The sequence below is a fragment of the Streptomyces sp. NPDC048514 genome (assembly GCF_043199955.1).
Taxonomy (GTDB): Bacteria; Actinomycetota; Actinomycetes; order Streptomycetales; family Streptomycetaceae; genus Streptomyces.
Window position 1 is genome coordinate 678,709 of sequence record NZ_JBICWT010000001.1, and the last position, 14,680, is coordinate 693,388.

Below are 14,680 nucleotides of genomic sequence, written 5' to 3' on the forward strand. Positions count from 1 at the left end.
GGGATCCGGTGTCGTCGCCCGCTGCCCGCTGCCCGCTGCCCGTCGCCCGCTGCCCGTCGCCCGGTCTCCGCGCTCAGCGCAGCGTCTGCGCCCAGTTCGCCGGTACCCGGCCCGCCGGTCCCGGTGTCGGCTGCTCCGCCGGATGGGAGTCCGGCGGGGCGAGGCCGGGACCGGAGTCGGCCAACTCGTCGGTGGCGTAGTTCCAGAACCAGGCCTCGCCCGGCTCGAAGCTCCGGATGACCGGATGTCCGGTCGCCCGGTAGTGGGCGGTGGCGTGCTTGGCCGGGGAGTCGTCGCAACAGCCGATGTGCCCGCACTGCGCGCAGCGGCGCAGATGGAACCACCAGCCGCCCGCCTCCTCGCACTCCACACAGCCGGTGCCGCTCGGCGGGACGTTCGGGTCGATTCCGTCGACGGTGCTCATACGGATTCCTCCGCTTCCTCCGCCGGTGTGTCGGCGGTCAGGGGGAGCAGCACCTGGAAGCGGGTGTCGCCGGGCACCGACTCGACCCGCAGAGTGCCGTGGTGTTTGTTGACGACGATGCGCCAGGAGATGTCGAGGCCGAGACCGGTGCCCTCGCCCACCGGCTTGGTGGTGAAGAACGGGTCGAAGATCCGGCTCCTGATCTCCGGCGGGACACCCGGGCCGGTGTCCCGGAACTCCACCAGCACCCGCTCGTGGTCGAGCGCGGTGCGCACGGTCAGGGTGCCCTGGCCTCCCGCGCTGTTGATGGCGGACACCGCGTTGTCGATCAGGTTGGTCCACACCTGGTTCAGCTCCGCCGGATAGGCGGGCACCCGCGGGATCGTGCGGTCGTACTCCTTGACGAGCCTGATGCCGGGCCCCCGCTTGCCGGACAGCATCAGCAGGGTGCTGTCGAGGAGTTCGTGCACGTCCGCCTCCCGGTACGGCGCCCGGTCCAGCTGCGAGTACTGTTTGGCCGCGTCGACGAGATGCGAGATGCGGGTGGTGGAGTCGTCGATCTCGTTCATCAACAGCTCGGTCTCGACCGTGTAGTTGAGCCAGCCGATCGCGTTGGGCAGGATCTCCTCGTCCACGGCGGCGGCGACCTGCTCCAGCCAGTCGACGTCGAGTCCGGCCTGCACGAAGGTGGGGGACACCTGCCAGGCCTGGTCGATGCCGTGCTCCTCCAGCCAGTCGGTGAGCAGGTCCTCCCGGTCGGACGCCTCCAGCGGGCTGAGCGCGGGAGCCTTGGCGACCCGCTCGGCCGTGCGCTCCTGGATCTCGATCAGGCCGGCCAGCGCCTCGCGGGAGAACGGCCCTTCGGCGATCACGCGGAGCTTGCGCCGCATCTTCGCGATCCGCTCGCGCAGGGTGGCGGTGGCCCGGACCGCCGCTGCCGCCGGGTTGTTCAGTTCGTGGGTGAGGCCGGCCGACAGCGAGCCGAGGGCCAGCAGCCTCTCCCGCTGCCCCACCGCGGCCTGCGTGCTCTTCGATCCGAAGAACAGGCCCTCCAGCAGGTGCACGGCCATCGGGAACCACTCGCGCATGACGCCCGCGAAGACGTCGGCGGGGAGCACGAAGAAGCGCGTCGGCTCGGTGACCCGCATCGAGTTGGTGTAGGTCTGCCGCACCCGGTCGCCCAGATACGCCTGCATCGAGCCCGCGTACACGCCGCGCTGCGAGGTCCGGGTGACCTCCACGTCGTCACCGCCGACCCGGCGGGAGAGGACGACCGTGCCCTCGATCATCACGAAGAAGCAGGTGGCGGGGTCCCCCTCGGTGTACACCGGACCGGGCTGGAACAGCTCCACCCTGCCCTCGCTGCACAGCCGCCCCAACTGCTCGGGGCCGAGCTTCTCGAAGAGGAACAGCGAGCTGACCTCCCGCGGGCTGCACGGCATGAGCCGCCCGCTCATGACTGCTCCAGATACCGGTGGACGAGCATCACGGCCATGGCTCCCTCTCCTACGGCGGACGCCACGCGCTTGGCGGACTCGGCACGCGCGTCGCCCGCCACGAACACCCCGGGAACGCTGGTCTCCAGGTGGTACGGCGGCCGGTCCAGCTCCCAGCCGGCCGGTGGCCGCCCGTCGGCGGTCAGGTCGGGTCCGGCCAGGATGAACCCGCGCCCGTCGCGCAGCACCGTGTCGCCCAGCCAGTCGGTGAGCGGAGCGGCGCCGATGAACACGAACAGCCACTGGGCGTCGACCTGTTCGCTCTCCCCGGACACCGTGTGCCGGAGCGTCAGCTGTTCCAGGTGGTCGGAGCCGTGGGCCGCGTCGACGACCGTGTGGGGGCGCACCGAGATGTTCGGCGCGTCGTTGATCTGCTGGATCAGGTAGTAGGACATGGAGGCCGACAGGTCCGGGCCGCGCACCAGCAGCGTCACCGACTTCGCGCCGCGCGCCAGGTACATCGCCGCCTGGCCGGCCGAGTTGGCGCCGCCGACGATGTAGATGTCCTGATCCTGGCAGGCGCTCGCCTCCGTCAGCGCCGAACCGTAGAACACCCCGCAGCCGGTGAGGTCGGTGCAGCCGTCGGCGTCCAGCTGCCGGTACTGCACACCGGTCGCGAGGATCACGCTGTGCGCGGCGATGGCCGAGCCGTCCGCGAACCGTACGACGCGGGCGGCGCCGTTGGCCTCCAGGCCCGTGACGTGGCGCGCGGTGAGGATCTCGGCGCCGAACCTGGCGGCCTGCCGCCGTGCCCGGTCGGTGAGCTGGGCGCCCGAGACACCGTCGGGGAAGCCGAGGTAGTTCTCGATCCGTGAACTCTGCCCGGCCTGCCCGCCGGTCGCCGACCGCTCCACCAGAACGGTCCGCAGCCCCTCCGAGGCTCCGTACACCGCGGCCCCGAGGCCGGCCGGGCCGCCGCCGATGACGACGAGATCGTAGAAGTCGGCCGTGGGTGTCGTCGCCAGGCCCACCCGGGCCGCCAGTTCCGGCACCTCGGGCTCCAGCAGGACGCCGCCGTCCGGGGTGATCACCAGTGGCAGCCGCTGACCGTCCTGGCCGGCGGCGGTCAGCAGCCGCTGCCCCTCCGGCTCCTCCACGGAGTACCAGCGGTAGGGGACCTGGTTGCGGGCCAGGAACTCGCGCACGTCCGAGGAGCGCGCCGACCAGCGGTGGCCGACGACCTTGGTGCTGGACACCGGCTTGTAGGCGCTGCCGCGCCACGCGTCCAGCAGGTCGTCCAGCACCGGATAGAGCTTCTCCTCCGGCGGGTCCCAGGGCTTGAGCAGATAGTGGTCGAGGTCCACCACGTTGATCGCGTCGATCGCCGCGTTGGTGTCCGCGTACGCGGTCAGCAGCACCCGCCGGGCCCCCGGGTAGACGTCGAGGGCCTGCTCCAGGAACTCGATGCCGTTCATCTGCGGCATGCGGTAGTCGGCCAGGATCACCGCCACCAGGTCGCCGCGCAGCTTCAGCTCGCGCAGCGCCTCCAGCGCGGAGTCGCCGGATTCCGCGCGCACGATCCGGTAGGACTCGCCGTAGCGCCGTCTCAGATCGCGGGCGACGGCACGGGACACGCCCGGGTCGTCGTCCACCGTCAGGATGACGGTCCGCGCTGCGTCGGCGGCCTGTGCCATGCGTCTCCCACCCCGGGCGTCGGATCACACGGGCGGTGTCGTGGGGACCATCGCACCGGTTCGCAACCCATCGTATGTTCGATCGCCCGGGATCGCTCCGGGACGGCGACGGGCCCCACGCCCTCCTCCGCGAGGATCGTTCGGCGGCTCGGGCGCGAGATCGTCGTGCTCGCGCGCACCGGTGCCCGATAGTGAACACCAGCGGCACGGGAACACCGGCGCCGGCGCGAACACCGGCGGCACGAGAACGCGGCGACGACGAGGAGGCCCACGCATGGCACGCCCGATCACGGCAGGGGTGGACGGTACGGAGGAGAGCCGCGCCGCGCTCGACTGGGCGGCCCGGGAGGCCGTACGCCGGGGCCTGCCCCTGCGCGTGCTGCACGCGTGGCGGTACGCCGAGGCGCTCGCCACGGCGGACCGGGACACCCAGCACCGATGGGTGCAGGAGGGCGTGGCCGAAGCCGTCCGTGCCGTAGCCGAGCGGCATCCGGAGCTGACGGTGAACGTCGACGTGGTGGAGGGCGGGGCCGCGCACTCGCTGGCCCGTGTGGCGGCGGAGGCCGAGATGCTGGTGCTCGGCTCGCGCGGACACGGCCCCGTCGTCGGGTTCCTGCTGGGCTCGGTCGGCCAGCAGGTGATCGCCGAGGCGGCCGGCCCCGTGGTCCTGGTGCGCGCGGGCGACCGGCCGACGGCGGAGGCCGCCGGCCGGGACGTCGTGGTCGGTCAGCACGGTGGTCCCGAGGACAGCGCGGCGGCGCTGCGCTTCGCGTTCGAGGCGGCGGCGGCCCGCCGCGCGACGGTCCGCGCGGTACGGGCATGGACGCTGCCGCCGGTCTTCGCCTACAGCCCCGGCTCGCTCAAGCTCCTGGACGACGCGGGCGGTCTCGAACCGTACGAGAAGCGGATGCTGGCCGAGGCGCTGCAGCCGTGGCGGGAGCGGTTCCCGGACGTGCCCGTGGCGCAGCACATCGAGATGGGCAGCGCGGGACAGGTGCTGCTGTCGGTGGTGGGGCGGGCCCAGCTGATGGTCGTCGGACGCCGGGCGCACCGTACGGCCGTCGGCGCCCGGATCGGCTCGGTCGCGCACGGGGTGCTGCACCACGCCGACTGCCCGGTGGCGGTGGTGCCGCACGACTGACGCGCCCGGGCCGGCCGGCCCGCCGGGTGCCGCCCGGCCGTCCGCCGCCCGGCCGTCCGCCGCCCGCGCCTCGGCAGCTCACGCCGGCGTCGTCGGCTCCAGGGTCTCCCGGGCCCGGGGCAGCACGTTCCTGACGTAGTGCTCGACGGCGGTGTCCAGGCCTATGTCGTGCTGCGCGTGCTCGGACAGGTACCAGCGGTGTTCGAGGAGTTCGTGGTAGATCTCGGCCGGGTCCATGGAACCGCGCAGCTCCGGCGGCACCGCCCGCACGGTGGGCCGGAACACGTCCCGCACCCAGCGGTGCGCCAGCACCTCGGGGCGGGCGGCGAGGGGGTCGCCCGGGGCGTGGTCGTCCTGGGTGGCCATCCAGCTCTCCAGGTCGGTCAGCAGGCGCCGCGCCTGGTTCTCCTCGGTGTCCAGGCCGGTCAGCCGCAGCAACTGGCGCTGGTGGTGCCCGGCGTCCACGACCTTGGGGACGAAGGTGACCGTGTCGCCGCCGGGGGAGTGCTCGATCTGCATCTCGGCCACGTCGAAGCCGAGGTCGTTCAGGCGGCGGATCCGGCGCTCGATGTAGTGGTACTCGCCCGCCGGGTACACCGAGGTACGGGTCAGCTCCTGCCACAGCCCGGTGTAGCGGGTGCAGATCTCGTGCCCGAACTCGACCGGGTCGACGGAGGGGTGCAGCGCCCCCGACGCCTCCAGGTCGAGCAGCTCGCCGCTGATGTTCACGCGGGCCAGATCGAGGTCGTACTCGCGCTGCCCCGGGCTCAGCCGCGGATGCAGGTCGCCGGTCTCGGCGTCGACCAGATAGGCGGCGTAGGCGCCCGCGTCCCGCCGGAACAGGGTGTTGGACAGCGAGCAGTCGCCCCAGGCGAACCCGGCCAGGTGCAGTCGCACCAGCAGCACGGCGAGGGCGTCCATCAGGCGGTGCATGGTCGCCGGGCGCATGGTCGTCTCGAACATCGACCGGTACGGCAGCGAGCCGCGCAGATGCCGGGTCACCAGCACCGGCTCCAGCGGGGTGCCCGATCCGTCGGTGCGGCCGGTGACCACGGCGAGGGGGTCGACGGCGGGGATGCCCAGCCGGTCCAGGTCGCGCAGCAGCCCGTACTCGCGCAGGGCGGGCCGTTCGGCCAGCTCCTTGACGGCGATCACCTCGTCACCGGCCTGTGCGTAGCGCACGACGTGCCGGGAGATGCCGCGGGGGAGCGGCACGAGGTACTCCTCGGGCCACTCCTCCAGAGGCACGTCCCAGGGCAGGGCGAGCAGGAGCGCGGGGTGCTCCGGGTTCGTGGCGCTGATCTGCAAGGCCATGACATGAACCCTAAGGCCCGCGGGAACTCCGGAGCCCGCGGGAACTCCGGAGTCCGCGGGCACCCCGAGAACGCGGGCACCCCGACAACGCGGGCACCCTGACAACGCGGGCACCCTGACAACGCGGGCACCCTGACAACGCGGGCACCCTGACAACGCGGGCACCCTGATAACCGTGCGGAGACTCCGGCCCGTGGAGGGGGTCCAGGGCCGGCGCGGCGTTCTAGGCGGCCCGTTCCCGGGCCTGTTCGGCCGCCGCGCGCACCGGCCCGCGGTGGACCGGGCCGTGTCCGGGCAGCAGCATGTCGCCGTCGAGCGCGCCGATCAGCTCCAGGGACTCCAGCGCCCGCGCGCGCTCGTGGTGGAAGAAGCCGGGCAGCAGCTGCGGGCCCTTGATCCGCGAGGTCGCGTGCCCGCTGACCAGCGCGTCACCGGAGATCACGATCCCCGACCCGGGCAGGTGGTAGACGCAGTGGCCGTCCGTGTGCCCCGGCGTGTGCACCGGGACCGGCCGGCCCGGCAGGTCGAGTGGGCCCTCGCCCGGGAACGGTTCGGGTGCGGTGACGGGATGCTGCTCGATGCCGCCCACCCGGACCACGTGCAGCGCCCAGGGCAGCACTCCCGGCCGCCAGGCGTTGCGCACCACGTCTGCGATGGTGGCCTGCTGCAGGAACTCCCGGCGCGCGTGCGGGACTTCGGCCGGGTGCAGCAGGACGGGCGTGCCGTGGGCGGCGCGCAGGTACTCGGCCGAGCCCAGGTGGTCGTTGTGCGCGTGGGTGATCAGCACGGCGGCGACGGCCTCCGGTGCACTGCCCACCGCCGCGAGGGACTCCAGCAGCCCCGGCCGGTCTCCGGGGTACCCGGTGTCGACGAGGGTGACGGCGTCACCGTCCTTGAGGATGACCCAGTTGGTCTCGTGGCCGTGCACCAGGTAGGTGTCGTCGGCGACTTGGTGTACGTCCGCGGTCATGGTCTCCCCGGGGCCCGGAACGGCTGATCGTCGAGGACAGCCAACCAGACCCGCCGGCCGACCGCGCACCAGGGTGCCGTACGGGTCCTGGTCGTGCACCGGGGTGCCGTACGGGTCCTGGTCGTGCACCGGGGTGCCGTACGGGTCCTGGTCGTGCACCGGGGTGGCGGACGGGTCCTGGTCGTGCACCGGGGTGCCGTACGGGTCCTGGTCGTACACCGGGGTGCCGTACGGGTCCTGGTCGTACACCGGGGTGCCGTACGGGTCCTGGTCGTACACCGGGACGGCGGACGCGTCACTGCACTCCGTGCGGCCGGAACTGGATGCTGATGCGCGGCCCGGCCGCCCGGTTGGTCTTCGGGACGCAGTGTTCCCAGGTGCGCTGGCAGGAGCCGCCCATCACGATGAGGTCGCCGTGCCCGAGCGGCCGCCGTACCGTCGCGCCGCCTCCGCCGACCGGGCGCAGCAGCAGGTCGCGGGGTGCCCCGACGGAGAGGATCGCGACCATGGTGTCCTCTCGGGCGCCCCGCCCGATGCGGTCCCCGTGCCAGGCCACGCTGTCCCGGCCGTCGCGGTAGAAGCACAGCCCGGCGGTGGTGAACGGCTCGCCCAGTTCCCCGGCGTAGCGCCGGGACAGGGCGGAGCGTGCCTCGTCGAGCACCGGATGGGGCAGCGGATCGTGGGCCTTGTAGAAGGCGAGCAGCCGCGGCACGGCCACCACGCTGTCGTACATCTTCCGGCGCTCCGCCCGCCACGGGACCTCCGCGGCGAGCCGCTCGAACAGCGCGTCGGCGCCGCTCAGCCAGCCGGGCAGGACGTCGATCCAGGCGCCGGACCCCAGCTCGGTCCTGCGCACCCCGTCCAGGGGGCCGAGCCGCAGCTCGTCGGTCTGGTCGAACAGGGAGCCCTGGAGGTTCATGGACATGCGCCCAGCGTACTCCTGAATCGAAAATACGTTCGCATGATCGGTTGAAGCGGCTGGGGTGGCAGGCCCACTCAGCCGCCGCTGCGGTCGTCGCCCGCCCGTCACCGTCGCCGCCTCGCCTCGCCGGCGGTCCCTTCGGCGAGCCCCTTTCGATACATCGGTGTATCCGATACATTCATGTATCGAACGGAGGCCAGGTGTGATGGACGAGACGGTCAGGCGGGTCACCCGGCGCCGGGTCCGCACCCGGGCCAGGCTGCTCGAGGCCGCGTTCGGGGTGTTCGCCGCCAAGGGCTTCGGGCGGGTCTCCATCGAGGAGGTCTGTGAGGCGGCCGGGTTCAGCCGGGGCGCCTTCTACTCGAACTTCGCGACCCTGGACGAGCTGTTCTTCGCCCTCTACCAGGACCGCGCCGACCTCATCGCCTCCCAGGTGGCCGAGGCGCTCGCCCGGGAAGGGCCCGACATCGACGTGCCCGCCTCCGTGGACCGGGTCACCGAGGTGCTGCTCCTCGACGTGGACTGGCTGCTGGTGAAGACCGACTTCCTGGTGCACGCCGCTCGTGACCCGGCCGTCGCCGAAGCCCTGCTCGGCCACCGCGCGCGGCTCCGGGAGGCCATCGCCGACCGCCTCTTCCGGGCCCACGGCCGCACCGCACTGCCCGCCGTGCTCGGTGACGCCGAAGGCGCCGCGCACGCCGTGGTCGCCGCGTACGACGGCGTCACCACCCAACTGCTGCTGGACAAGGACGTCGAGGCCGCCCGGGCCTGGCTCAAGCAGCTGCTCACCGCCCTGCTCACGGACGGCGGCCGCACCCCCGCAGGACCACGGGAACGGCCCGGCCGGGAGCATCCCCAGGGAAGGACACAGTCGTCATGGACGCGGACGCCATAGTCGTCGGAGCGGGTCTCGCCGGCCTGGTCGCGGCACACGAACTCACCAGCCGGGGCCGCCGGGTGGCCCTGGTCGACCAGGAGAACGCCGCCAACCTCGGCGGCCAGGCGTTCTGGTCCTTCGGCGGGCTCTTCCTCGTCGACACCCCGGAACAGCGCCGGCTCGGCATCAAGGACTCCTTCGGCCTCGCCTGGAGCGACTGGCAGGGCAGTGCGGGATTCGACCGGCTCGACGACGAGGACTCCTGGGGTGCGCGCTGGGCCCGTGCCTACGTCGAGTTCGCGGCCGGCGAGAAGCGGAGCTGGCTCCAGGGGCACGGCATCGAGCTGCTGCCCACCGTCGGCTGGGCGGAGCGCGGTGACCTGCGGGCGGACGGCCACGGCAACTCGGTGCCCCGCTTCCACATCGCCTGGGGCACCGGCACCGGTGTCGTCGAACCCTTCGTCGGATACGCCCGGCAGGCCGCCCGGGACGGACTGCTGACCTTCCACCACCGCCACCGGGTGGACGAGCTGGTCATCGAGGACGGCACTGCGCGCGGGGTGCGCGGTACCGTCCTCGCCCCCGACGACTCACCGCGGGGCGTCGCCTCCAGCCGCGAGCGGACCGGCGACTTCGAACTCACCGCCCAGGCCGTGATCGTCACGACCGGCGGCATCGGCGCCGACCACGACATCGTGCGCCGCTACTGGCCCGAGCGGCTCGGTACGCCACCGGCCGAGATGGTCACCGGCGTCCCGGCCTACGTCGACGGCCGCATGCTCGACATCAGCGCCGAGGCGGGCGTACGCCTGGTCAACCGGGACCGCATGTGGCACTACACCGAGGGTCTGCAGAACTGGAACCCCGTCTGGCCGGGCCACGGCATCCGCATCCTGCCCGGCCCGTCCTCGATCTGGCTCGACGCGCTCGGCCGCCGCCTGCCCGACCCCTGTCTGCCCGGGTACGACACCCTGAACACGCTCAAGCACCTGCGCACCACCGAGGACATCGCGGAATACGATCACTCCTGGTTCATCCTCACCCGGAAGATCATCGAGAAGGAGTTCGCGCTCTCCGGCTCCGAGCAGAACCCCGACATCACCGCCAAGGACCGCAAGGCGGTCCTGCGCGACCGGCTGCTCGGCAAGGGTGCTCCCGCGCCGGTGCAGGCCTTCCTCGACAGGGGCGCCGACTTCGTCACCGCGAGCACCCTGGAGCAACTGGTCGGCAAGATGAACGAACTGGCCGGCAAACCGCTGCTCGACGCGGCCGGGGTGCGCGGCCAGATCGAGGCGCGAGACCTGCAGATGGCCAACCCCTACAGCAAGGACTCCCAGGTCCAGGGCATCCGCAACGCCCGCCGGTACATCGGGGACCGCCTCGGCCGGGTGGCCGCCCCGCACCGCATCCTGGACCCCGCCGCGGGACCGCTGATCGGCGTGCGGCTGCACGTGCTGACCCGCAAGACCCTCGGCGGCGTCCAGACCGACCTCGACTCCCGTGCCCTCGGCACGGACGGCTCGCCGATCGGCGGACTGTACGCGGCCGGTGAGGTGGCCGGCTTCGGCGGCGGAGGTGTGCACGGCTACAACGCCCTGGAGGGGAGCTTCCTCGGTGGCTGCCTCTTCTCGGGACGGGCGGCGGGGCGCGCCGCCGCCCACGCGACGGCCTGACCGGCGCAGGCGGAGGCGGGAGCGGCGCAAGCCGCAGGGGGGCGGCCGGAGCGTGACGCGGGCCGCCCCCGCCCCCCGGTACGCAGCGGCTCGCCACGGCGGAGCGGGCGCGGCAGGCGCAACGGCTCATGACGCCGCAACGGCGGAGGGGCCCGGCGGGCGCGCAACGGCTCATGGCGCCGTGGCTCGCCACCGCCGGGGGATTGACCACCGTGCACCTTGACTGGTTGAGTGGATCATCCACTGATCCCGCTCAGTCGAGTCGCCCCGGCTCACAGCACTTCGCCCCAACCGAGGAGGCAATCCGTGGAGGCACTGCCCCGCGAGACGATCGTGGACACCCTCGAGGCCCGGCTGCGCGAGGACATCCTGGCCGGCCGTCACCCGGCGGGCAGTTATCTGCCGCCGGAGCGCCGGCTGGCGGACGGATACGGCGTCACCCGCACCACCCTGAAACACGCCTTCGGCCGGCTGGTCCAGGCCGGACTGCTGGAGACCCGGCACGGGGTCGGCACCAAAGTGCGCGACTACGCCCGGCTCGGCGGCGCGGACCTGCTGCCGATGCTCGTGCGGCACGACGCGACCTGGGTCCGCGAGATCTTCGAAGTGCGCCGTTCCATCGGCGCGTTGATCGCCGAGCGGGCCGCGGCACGGGCCACCCGGAAGCAGCACGCCGAACTGCGGGCGCTCCTGGACGCCGTACGCGAGGCCGAGAGCCCGGACGACGTGCAGCTGGCCGACGTCGAGGTGCACCGCGCTCTCGCCAGGGCCACCGGCAACCGCGTCTACGCGCTGCTGACCAACACGCTCTTCAACGCCTACCTGCCGGTCCGCGCCGCCCTGCGCGGCCCCTTCACCGACCCGGGAGCCGCGTACCACCGACTCGCCCCGGTGGTGGAGGCGGTGACGTCCGGGGACGCCCGCGGGGCACACGCCGCCGCCGACGCCTACCTGGGCGAGACCGAGCGGATCATGCTGGAGGGACTGCGATGAGAGGGGCACCGTCTTCTCGGAGACCATGGTCGGCACCGTAGGCATGGACACCGGTCCCGCGCCCTGCCGGCTCCGGGGCGACCTGCGCTCCGAGGCCGACGAGGTGCTGCGCCCGCACCGCACCACCCGGGGCCGGCTGACCGGCCGCATACGGATCGCCGGGCCGGCCGAGGAACCGCGCGAGTGCTACCTGGACGGGGACCGGAGGAGGCGGGCCAGTACCGAGGCGTGACTCTCCCCGGGAGCCTTGCCGGCGGTGAGCAGCGTCACCGCCCCCTCGGCGGCCGACGCCCTGAGGCGATCGAGGAGCGCGACCGCCTCGGGACCGGCCAGCTCGGCCTCGTACCGCTCGGCGAACTCCTCGTACGTGCCCTCTCCCGCGTGGTACCACTTGCGCAGCTCGGTCGAGGGCGTGAGCGCCTTGGGCCACTCGTCCACCTTCGCCGCGTCCTTGGAGAGGCCGCGCGGCCACAGCCGGTCGACCAGGACGCGCAGCCCGTCGCCCGGCTCGGGCGGTTCATAGATCCGGCGCACGCTCACACTCACGGTCTGGCCTCTCGCAGCAGGCGGACGGTCCCACGAGCCTACTGCGAGAGGCCCGGACCACCGGCCAGGCGTCGCGGTGCGACTTGACCTGAAGAAGGGGGAGTCCGGGCCCCCGGCGCCCCTAGTCTGTCGGCCAGCCGATCATCAGCCACCCTCCTGAGGAGCGCCTGTGACACCAGTCCGCAGACAGCCCGCACCAGCCCGGAGCGCCGTGCTCCGCCGCGAGGCGGTCCTCGCCACCGTGCCCGTCGCCGTGGCGGCACTCCTCGCCGCCGCCGGACCCGCGGCGGCGGGCACCACCGGCGCGTCCGGCGCCGGCGATCCCTACTTCCCGCTCAGTGGCAACGGCGGCTACCACGTCGGCCACTACGACCTGACGCTCCGTTACGACACCGCCACCCGCCACCTGGACGGCAAGGCCGTCCTCACCGCCCGCGCCACCCAGCGGCTCACCCGCTTCGACCTCGACCTCCACGGGCTGAAGGTCACGTCGGTCACCGTCGACCGCGCCGCGGCCGCCTTCCGGCGCGACGGCCAGGAACTCGTCGTCACCCCGCGCCACGCCGTGCGTGCGGGCCGGGCGTTCCGCGTCACCGTCGCCTACCACGGCACCCCGAAGCCGGTCACCGACCCGGACGGCTCGCCGGACGGCTGGATCCCCACCGACGACGGCGCCTTCGTCGCGGGCGAGCCGCAGGGCGCGATGACCTGGTTCCCGGCGAACAACCACCCCAGGGACAAGTCGTCGTACGACTTCACCATCACCGTGCCCGAGGGGCGCGCCGCCGTCGCCAACGGCGTGCCGCTCGGACAGCGCACCGCGCACGGACGCACCACCTTCCGCTGGCGCGAGACCCGGCCCATGGCCGCCTATCTGGCCACCGCCACCATCGGCAGGTTCAAGGTCGAGCGGTACACCACGCCCGACGGCATCCAGGTCTACAACGCCGTCGACCCGCGGGAGGCGCGGGCCGCCGCGCCCGTGCTGAAGAAGCTGCCCTCCGTCCTCGCCTGGGAGAGCCGGCTGTTCGGGCCGTACCCGTTCCGCGCCGCCGGGGCGATCGTCGACCACGCCCCGGACATCGGCTACGCCCTGGAGACGCAGACCCGGCCCCTCTACGACTCCGCGCCCGACATCGGCACGCTCGTCCATGAGAGCGCCCACCAGTGGTTCGGCGACTCCGTCTCGCCGACCGTGTGGAAGGACATCTGGCTCAACGAGGGCTTCGCCACCTACGCCGAGTGGCTCTACGCCGAGCAGCACGGCGGCGACAGCGCCCAGAAGACCTTCGACGCCCTGTACGCCCGGCCAGCGGGCGACGAACTGTGGGCGTACCCGCCCGCAGACCCGGGCAGCGGCGAGAACATCTTCGGCACTCCCGTCTACGCGCGCGGTGCCATGACCCTGCACCAGCTGCGCAGGGCCGTCGGCGACCGGGACTTCGTCCGGATCCTGCGCGCCTGGGCGACCGGGCACCGCGGCGGACACGGGACGACCGCACAGTTCGTGCGGCTCGCCGAACAGACGTCGGGCAAGCCGCTGCACGGACTGTTCCACACCTGGCTCTACACGAAGGGCAAGCCGGACAAGGCCTGAACCTGACCGGTTCCAAACAACCGTCGGCCAAAGTCGACGCATGATCCGACGCAGAACCGCCGTCGCTCTCCTCGCCTCCCCGCTGCTGCTCACCGGCTGCGGCGGCGGAGCCGGGGCGACCGAACGCCGAACGGAGCCCACCCGTCCGGCGCCGGCTGACACCCCAGGCCCGGCGGCCGAGGAAGCGGAGCAGGCGCCGCGAGGCACACCCGGCCTCGGGCCGAAGCGAGCCGCGGCGACACCCGGGCGCTGCAGGCAGGCCGCCGTCGTCATGGGGTACGCCGACCGGCTCGCCGACCGGGCGGCCTAGGATCCGAACTCGTGTGCGCACATGTACTGGTCGCCGAGGACGACGAGAAGCAGGCCGAGCTGATCCGCCGATCCCTGCTGGCCGAAGGACACTCCGCCACGGTGGTGCACGACGGTGCTGCCGCGCTCGACGCGGCCCGCCGGCTGCGGCCCGACCTCGTCGTGCTCGACCTGATGCTCCCGGTCGTCGACGGCTTCGCGGTGTGCCGGTTGCTGCGCGGCGGCGACGATCCGCAGATCCCGGTGGTGATGCTCACCGCCCGCTCCGGCGAGGACGACGTGCTGCTCGGCCTCGAGGCGGGCGCCGACGACTACATGACCAAGCCCTACAGCCCGCGCGAGCTGATGGCCCGGATCCGCACGGTCCTCAGGCGCAGCGGGCGCGGCGTCGGCGCCCGGGACGACGACCCCGTCGTACAGGCCGCCGGGATCAGCGTCGATCCGGTACGGCACGAGGTGCGCCGGGACGGCGTGCCGGTGGAGTGCACACCGGCCGAGTTCCAGATCCTGCTGGCCATGGCCGGGGAGCCGGAGCGGGTGTTCACGCGACGGCAGCTCCTGCAGTGCACACGCGGTTTCGACCGGTCCTCCACCGAGCGGGCGGTCGACGTGCACATCATGAACCTGCGCCGGAAGATCGAGACCGACCCGCGCCGGCCGGTGCGGCTGCTGACCGTGTTCGGCGTCGGCTACAAGCTGAGCGGGGGCCGGGTGTGAAGCGGGCGGCTGCGGAGCGGCCGGGTGTGCGGACGGGGGGAGCACAGCGCGCCGGTGCGCGGCCGGC

15 protein-coding genes are annotated in these 14,680 nt (G+C 73.0%); 8 read left to right on the forward strand and 7 right to left on the reverse strand.

Annotated elements, in window-relative coordinates; translation table 11 throughout:
- Nucleotides 1-73: 73 nt before the first annotated feature.
- The 3 genes from ACGFT2_RS02935 to ACGFT2_RS02945 are packed head-to-tail and all read right to left on the reverse strand — an operon-like array spanning nucleotide 74 to nucleotide 3,554.
- Nucleotides 74-424, reverse strand: coding sequence for a UBP-type zinc finger domain-containing protein (locus ACGFT2_RS02935; protein WP_393272825.1), 351 nt, complete (start codon nucleotides 422-424; stop codon nucleotides 74-76).
- Nucleotides 421-1,881 carry an ATP-binding protein gene (locus ACGFT2_RS02940; protein WP_393272826.1) on the reverse strand — a complete coding sequence of 487 codons (1,461 nt, stop codon included), beginning with the start codon at nucleotides 1,879-1,881 and terminating at the stop codon, nucleotides 421-423. Before ACGFT2_RS02940 ends, ACGFT2_RS02935 begins: the two co-directional genes overlap by 4 nt.
- Nucleotides 1,878-3,554 (reverse strand): FAD-dependent oxidoreductase, encoded by a 1,677-nt coding sequence (locus tag ACGFT2_RS02945; RefSeq protein WP_393272828.1) that lies wholly within the window; start codon nucleotides 3,552-3,554, stop codon nucleotides 1,878-1,880. Before ACGFT2_RS02945 ends, ACGFT2_RS02940 begins: the two co-directional genes overlap by 4 nt.
- A gap of 274 nt (nucleotides 3,555-3,828) precedes the next feature.
- On the opposite strand from ACGFT2_RS02945, the gene ACGFT2_RS02950 reads away from it, so the two are divergent.
- Entirely contained in the window at nucleotides 3,829-4,695 is an 867-nt protein-coding gene (locus tag ACGFT2_RS02950; protein WP_393272830.1) for a universal stress protein, read from the forward strand.
- 78 nt (nucleotides 4,696-4,773) lie between these two features.
- Here ACGFT2_RS02950 and ACGFT2_RS02955 read toward each other — a convergent pair whose 3' ends face one another.
- The 3 genes from ACGFT2_RS02955 to ACGFT2_RS02965 all read right to left on the reverse strand — a co-directional run bounded on the left by ACGFT2_RS02955 (nucleotide 4,774) and on the right by ACGFT2_RS02965 (nucleotide 7,904).
- Entirely contained in the window at nucleotides 4,774-6,009 is a 1,236-nt protein-coding gene (locus ACGFT2_RS02955) for a DUF4032 domain-containing protein (protein ID WP_393272832.1), read from the reverse strand.
- Between the two features lie 223 nt (nucleotides 6,010-6,232).
- Nucleotides 6,233-6,979 carry an MBL fold metallo-hydrolase gene (locus ACGFT2_RS02960; protein WP_393272921.1) on the reverse strand — a complete coding sequence of 249 codons (747 nt, stop codon included), beginning with the start codon at nucleotides 6,977-6,979 and terminating at the stop codon, nucleotides 6,233-6,235.
- A 295-nt stretch (nucleotides 6,980-7,274) separates the two neighbouring features.
- Nucleotides 7,275-7,904, reverse strand: coding sequence for an alpha-ketoglutarate-dependent dioxygenase AlkB family protein (locus ACGFT2_RS02965; RefSeq protein ID WP_393272834.1), 630 nt, complete (start codon nucleotides 7,902-7,904; stop codon nucleotides 7,275-7,277).
- 202 nt (nucleotides 7,905-8,106) lie between these two features.
- Here ACGFT2_RS02965 and ACGFT2_RS02970 point away from each other — a divergent pair, with 202 nt between their 5' ends.
- From ACGFT2_RS02970 to ACGFT2_RS02985, 4 genes are all read left to right on the forward strand, one after another.
- Nucleotides 8,107-8,796 carry a TetR/AcrR family transcriptional regulator gene (locus tag ACGFT2_RS02970; RefSeq protein ID WP_393272836.1) on the forward strand — a complete coding sequence of 230 codons (690 nt, stop codon included), beginning with the start codon at nucleotides 8,107-8,109 and terminating at the stop codon, nucleotides 8,794-8,796.
- Complete coding sequence (locus ACGFT2_RS02975; RefSeq protein ID WP_393272838.1) at nucleotides 8,778-10,451, forward strand: FAD-binding dehydrogenase; 1,674 nt, start codon at nucleotides 8,778-8,780, stop codon at nucleotides 10,449-10,451. The genes ACGFT2_RS02970 and ACGFT2_RS02975 overlap by 19 nt, the downstream gene beginning before the upstream one ends.
- Nucleotides 10,452-10,757: 306 nt before the next feature.
- On the forward strand, nucleotides 10,758-11,444 hold the full coding sequence (locus ACGFT2_RS02980) for a FadR/GntR family transcriptional regulator (RefSeq protein WP_393272840.1): 687 nt from the start codon (nucleotides 10,758-10,760) through the stop codon (nucleotides 11,442-11,444).
- 25 nt (nucleotides 11,445-11,469) lie between these two features.
- Nucleotides 11,470-11,676 (forward strand): hypothetical protein, encoded by a 207-nt coding sequence (locus ACGFT2_RS02985; protein ID WP_393272842.1) that lies wholly within the window; start codon nucleotides 11,470-11,472, stop codon nucleotides 11,674-11,676.
- Here ACGFT2_RS02985 and ACGFT2_RS02990 read toward each other — a convergent pair.
- On the reverse strand, nucleotides 11,631-11,990 hold the full coding sequence (locus ACGFT2_RS02990) for a DUF488 domain-containing protein (protein WP_393272844.1): 360 nt from the start codon (nucleotides 11,988-11,990) through the stop codon (nucleotides 11,631-11,633). The genes ACGFT2_RS02985 and ACGFT2_RS02990 overlap by 46 nt on opposite strands.
- A gap of 169 nt (nucleotides 11,991-12,159) precedes the next feature.
- Between ACGFT2_RS02990 and ACGFT2_RS02995 the strand changes: the two genes are divergently transcribed.
- The 3 genes from ACGFT2_RS02995 to ACGFT2_RS03005 are packed head-to-tail and all read left to right on the forward strand — an operon-like array spanning nucleotide 12,160 to nucleotide 14,613.
- Nucleotides 12,160-13,587, forward strand: coding sequence for a M1 family metallopeptidase (locus ACGFT2_RS02995; RefSeq protein WP_393272846.1), 1,428 nt, complete (start codon nucleotides 12,160-12,162; stop codon nucleotides 13,585-13,587).
- A gap of 40 nt (nucleotides 13,588-13,627) precedes the next feature.
- Entirely contained in the window at nucleotides 13,628-13,897 is a 270-nt protein-coding gene (locus ACGFT2_RS03000; RefSeq protein WP_393272848.1) for a hypothetical protein, read from the forward strand.
- A gap of 11 nt (nucleotides 13,898-13,908) precedes the next feature.
- Nucleotides 13,909-14,613, forward strand: a complete 705-nt coding sequence (locus ACGFT2_RS03005; RefSeq protein ID WP_393272850.1) for a response regulator transcription factor — start codon at nucleotides 13,909-13,911, stop codon at nucleotides 14,611-14,613.
- Nucleotides 14,614-14,680: the final 67 nt, after the last annotated feature.

What these genes read in the sequence shown, in the direction of transcription:
- ACGFT2_RS02975 (WP_393272838.1), top strand. Translation starts at nt 8,778, where the DNA reads ATGGACGCGGACGCCATAGTCGTCGGAGCGGGTCTCGCCGGCCTGGTC.
- ACGFT2_RS02985 (WP_393272842.1), top strand. Translation starts at nt 11,470, where the DNA reads ATGGTCGGCACCGTAGGCATGGACACCGGTCCCGCGCCCTGCCGGCTC.
- ACGFT2_RS02960 (WP_393272921.1), bottom strand. Translation starts at nt 6,979, where the DNA reads ATGACCGCGGACGTACACCAAGTCGCCGACGACACCTACCTGGTGCAC.
- ACGFT2_RS02955 (WP_393272832.1), bottom strand. Translation starts at nt 6,009, where the DNA reads ATGGCCTTGCAGATCAGCGCCACGAACCCGGAGCACCCCGCGCTCCTG.
- ACGFT2_RS02945 (WP_393272828.1), bottom strand. Translation starts at nt 3,554, where the DNA reads ATGGCACAGGCCGCCGACGCAGCGCGGACCGTCATCCTGACGGTGGAC.
- ACGFT2_RS02965 (WP_393272834.1), bottom strand. Translation starts at nt 7,904, where the DNA reads ATGTCCATGAACCTCCAGGGCTCCCTGTTCGACCAGACCGACGAGCTG.
- ACGFT2_RS02950 (WP_393272830.1), top strand. Translation starts at nt 3,829, where the DNA reads ATGGCACGCCCGATCACGGCAGGGGTGGACGGTACGGAGGAGAGCCGC.
- ACGFT2_RS02940 (WP_393272826.1), bottom strand. Translation starts at nt 1,881, where the DNA reads ATGAGCGGGCGGCTCATGCCGTGCAGCCCGCGGGAGGTCAGCTCGCTG.
- ACGFT2_RS02935 (WP_393272825.1), bottom strand. Translation starts at nt 424, where the DNA reads ATGAGCACCGTCGACGGAATCGACCCGAACGTCCCGCCGAGCGGCACC.
- ACGFT2_RS03000 (WP_393272848.1), top strand. Translation starts at nt 13,628, where the DNA reads ATGATCCGACGCAGAACCGCCGTCGCTCTCCTCGCCTCCCCGCTGCTG.
- ACGFT2_RS02970 (WP_393272836.1), top strand. Translation starts at nt 8,107, where the DNA reads ATGGACGAGACGGTCAGGCGGGTCACCCGGCGCCGGGTCCGCACCCGG.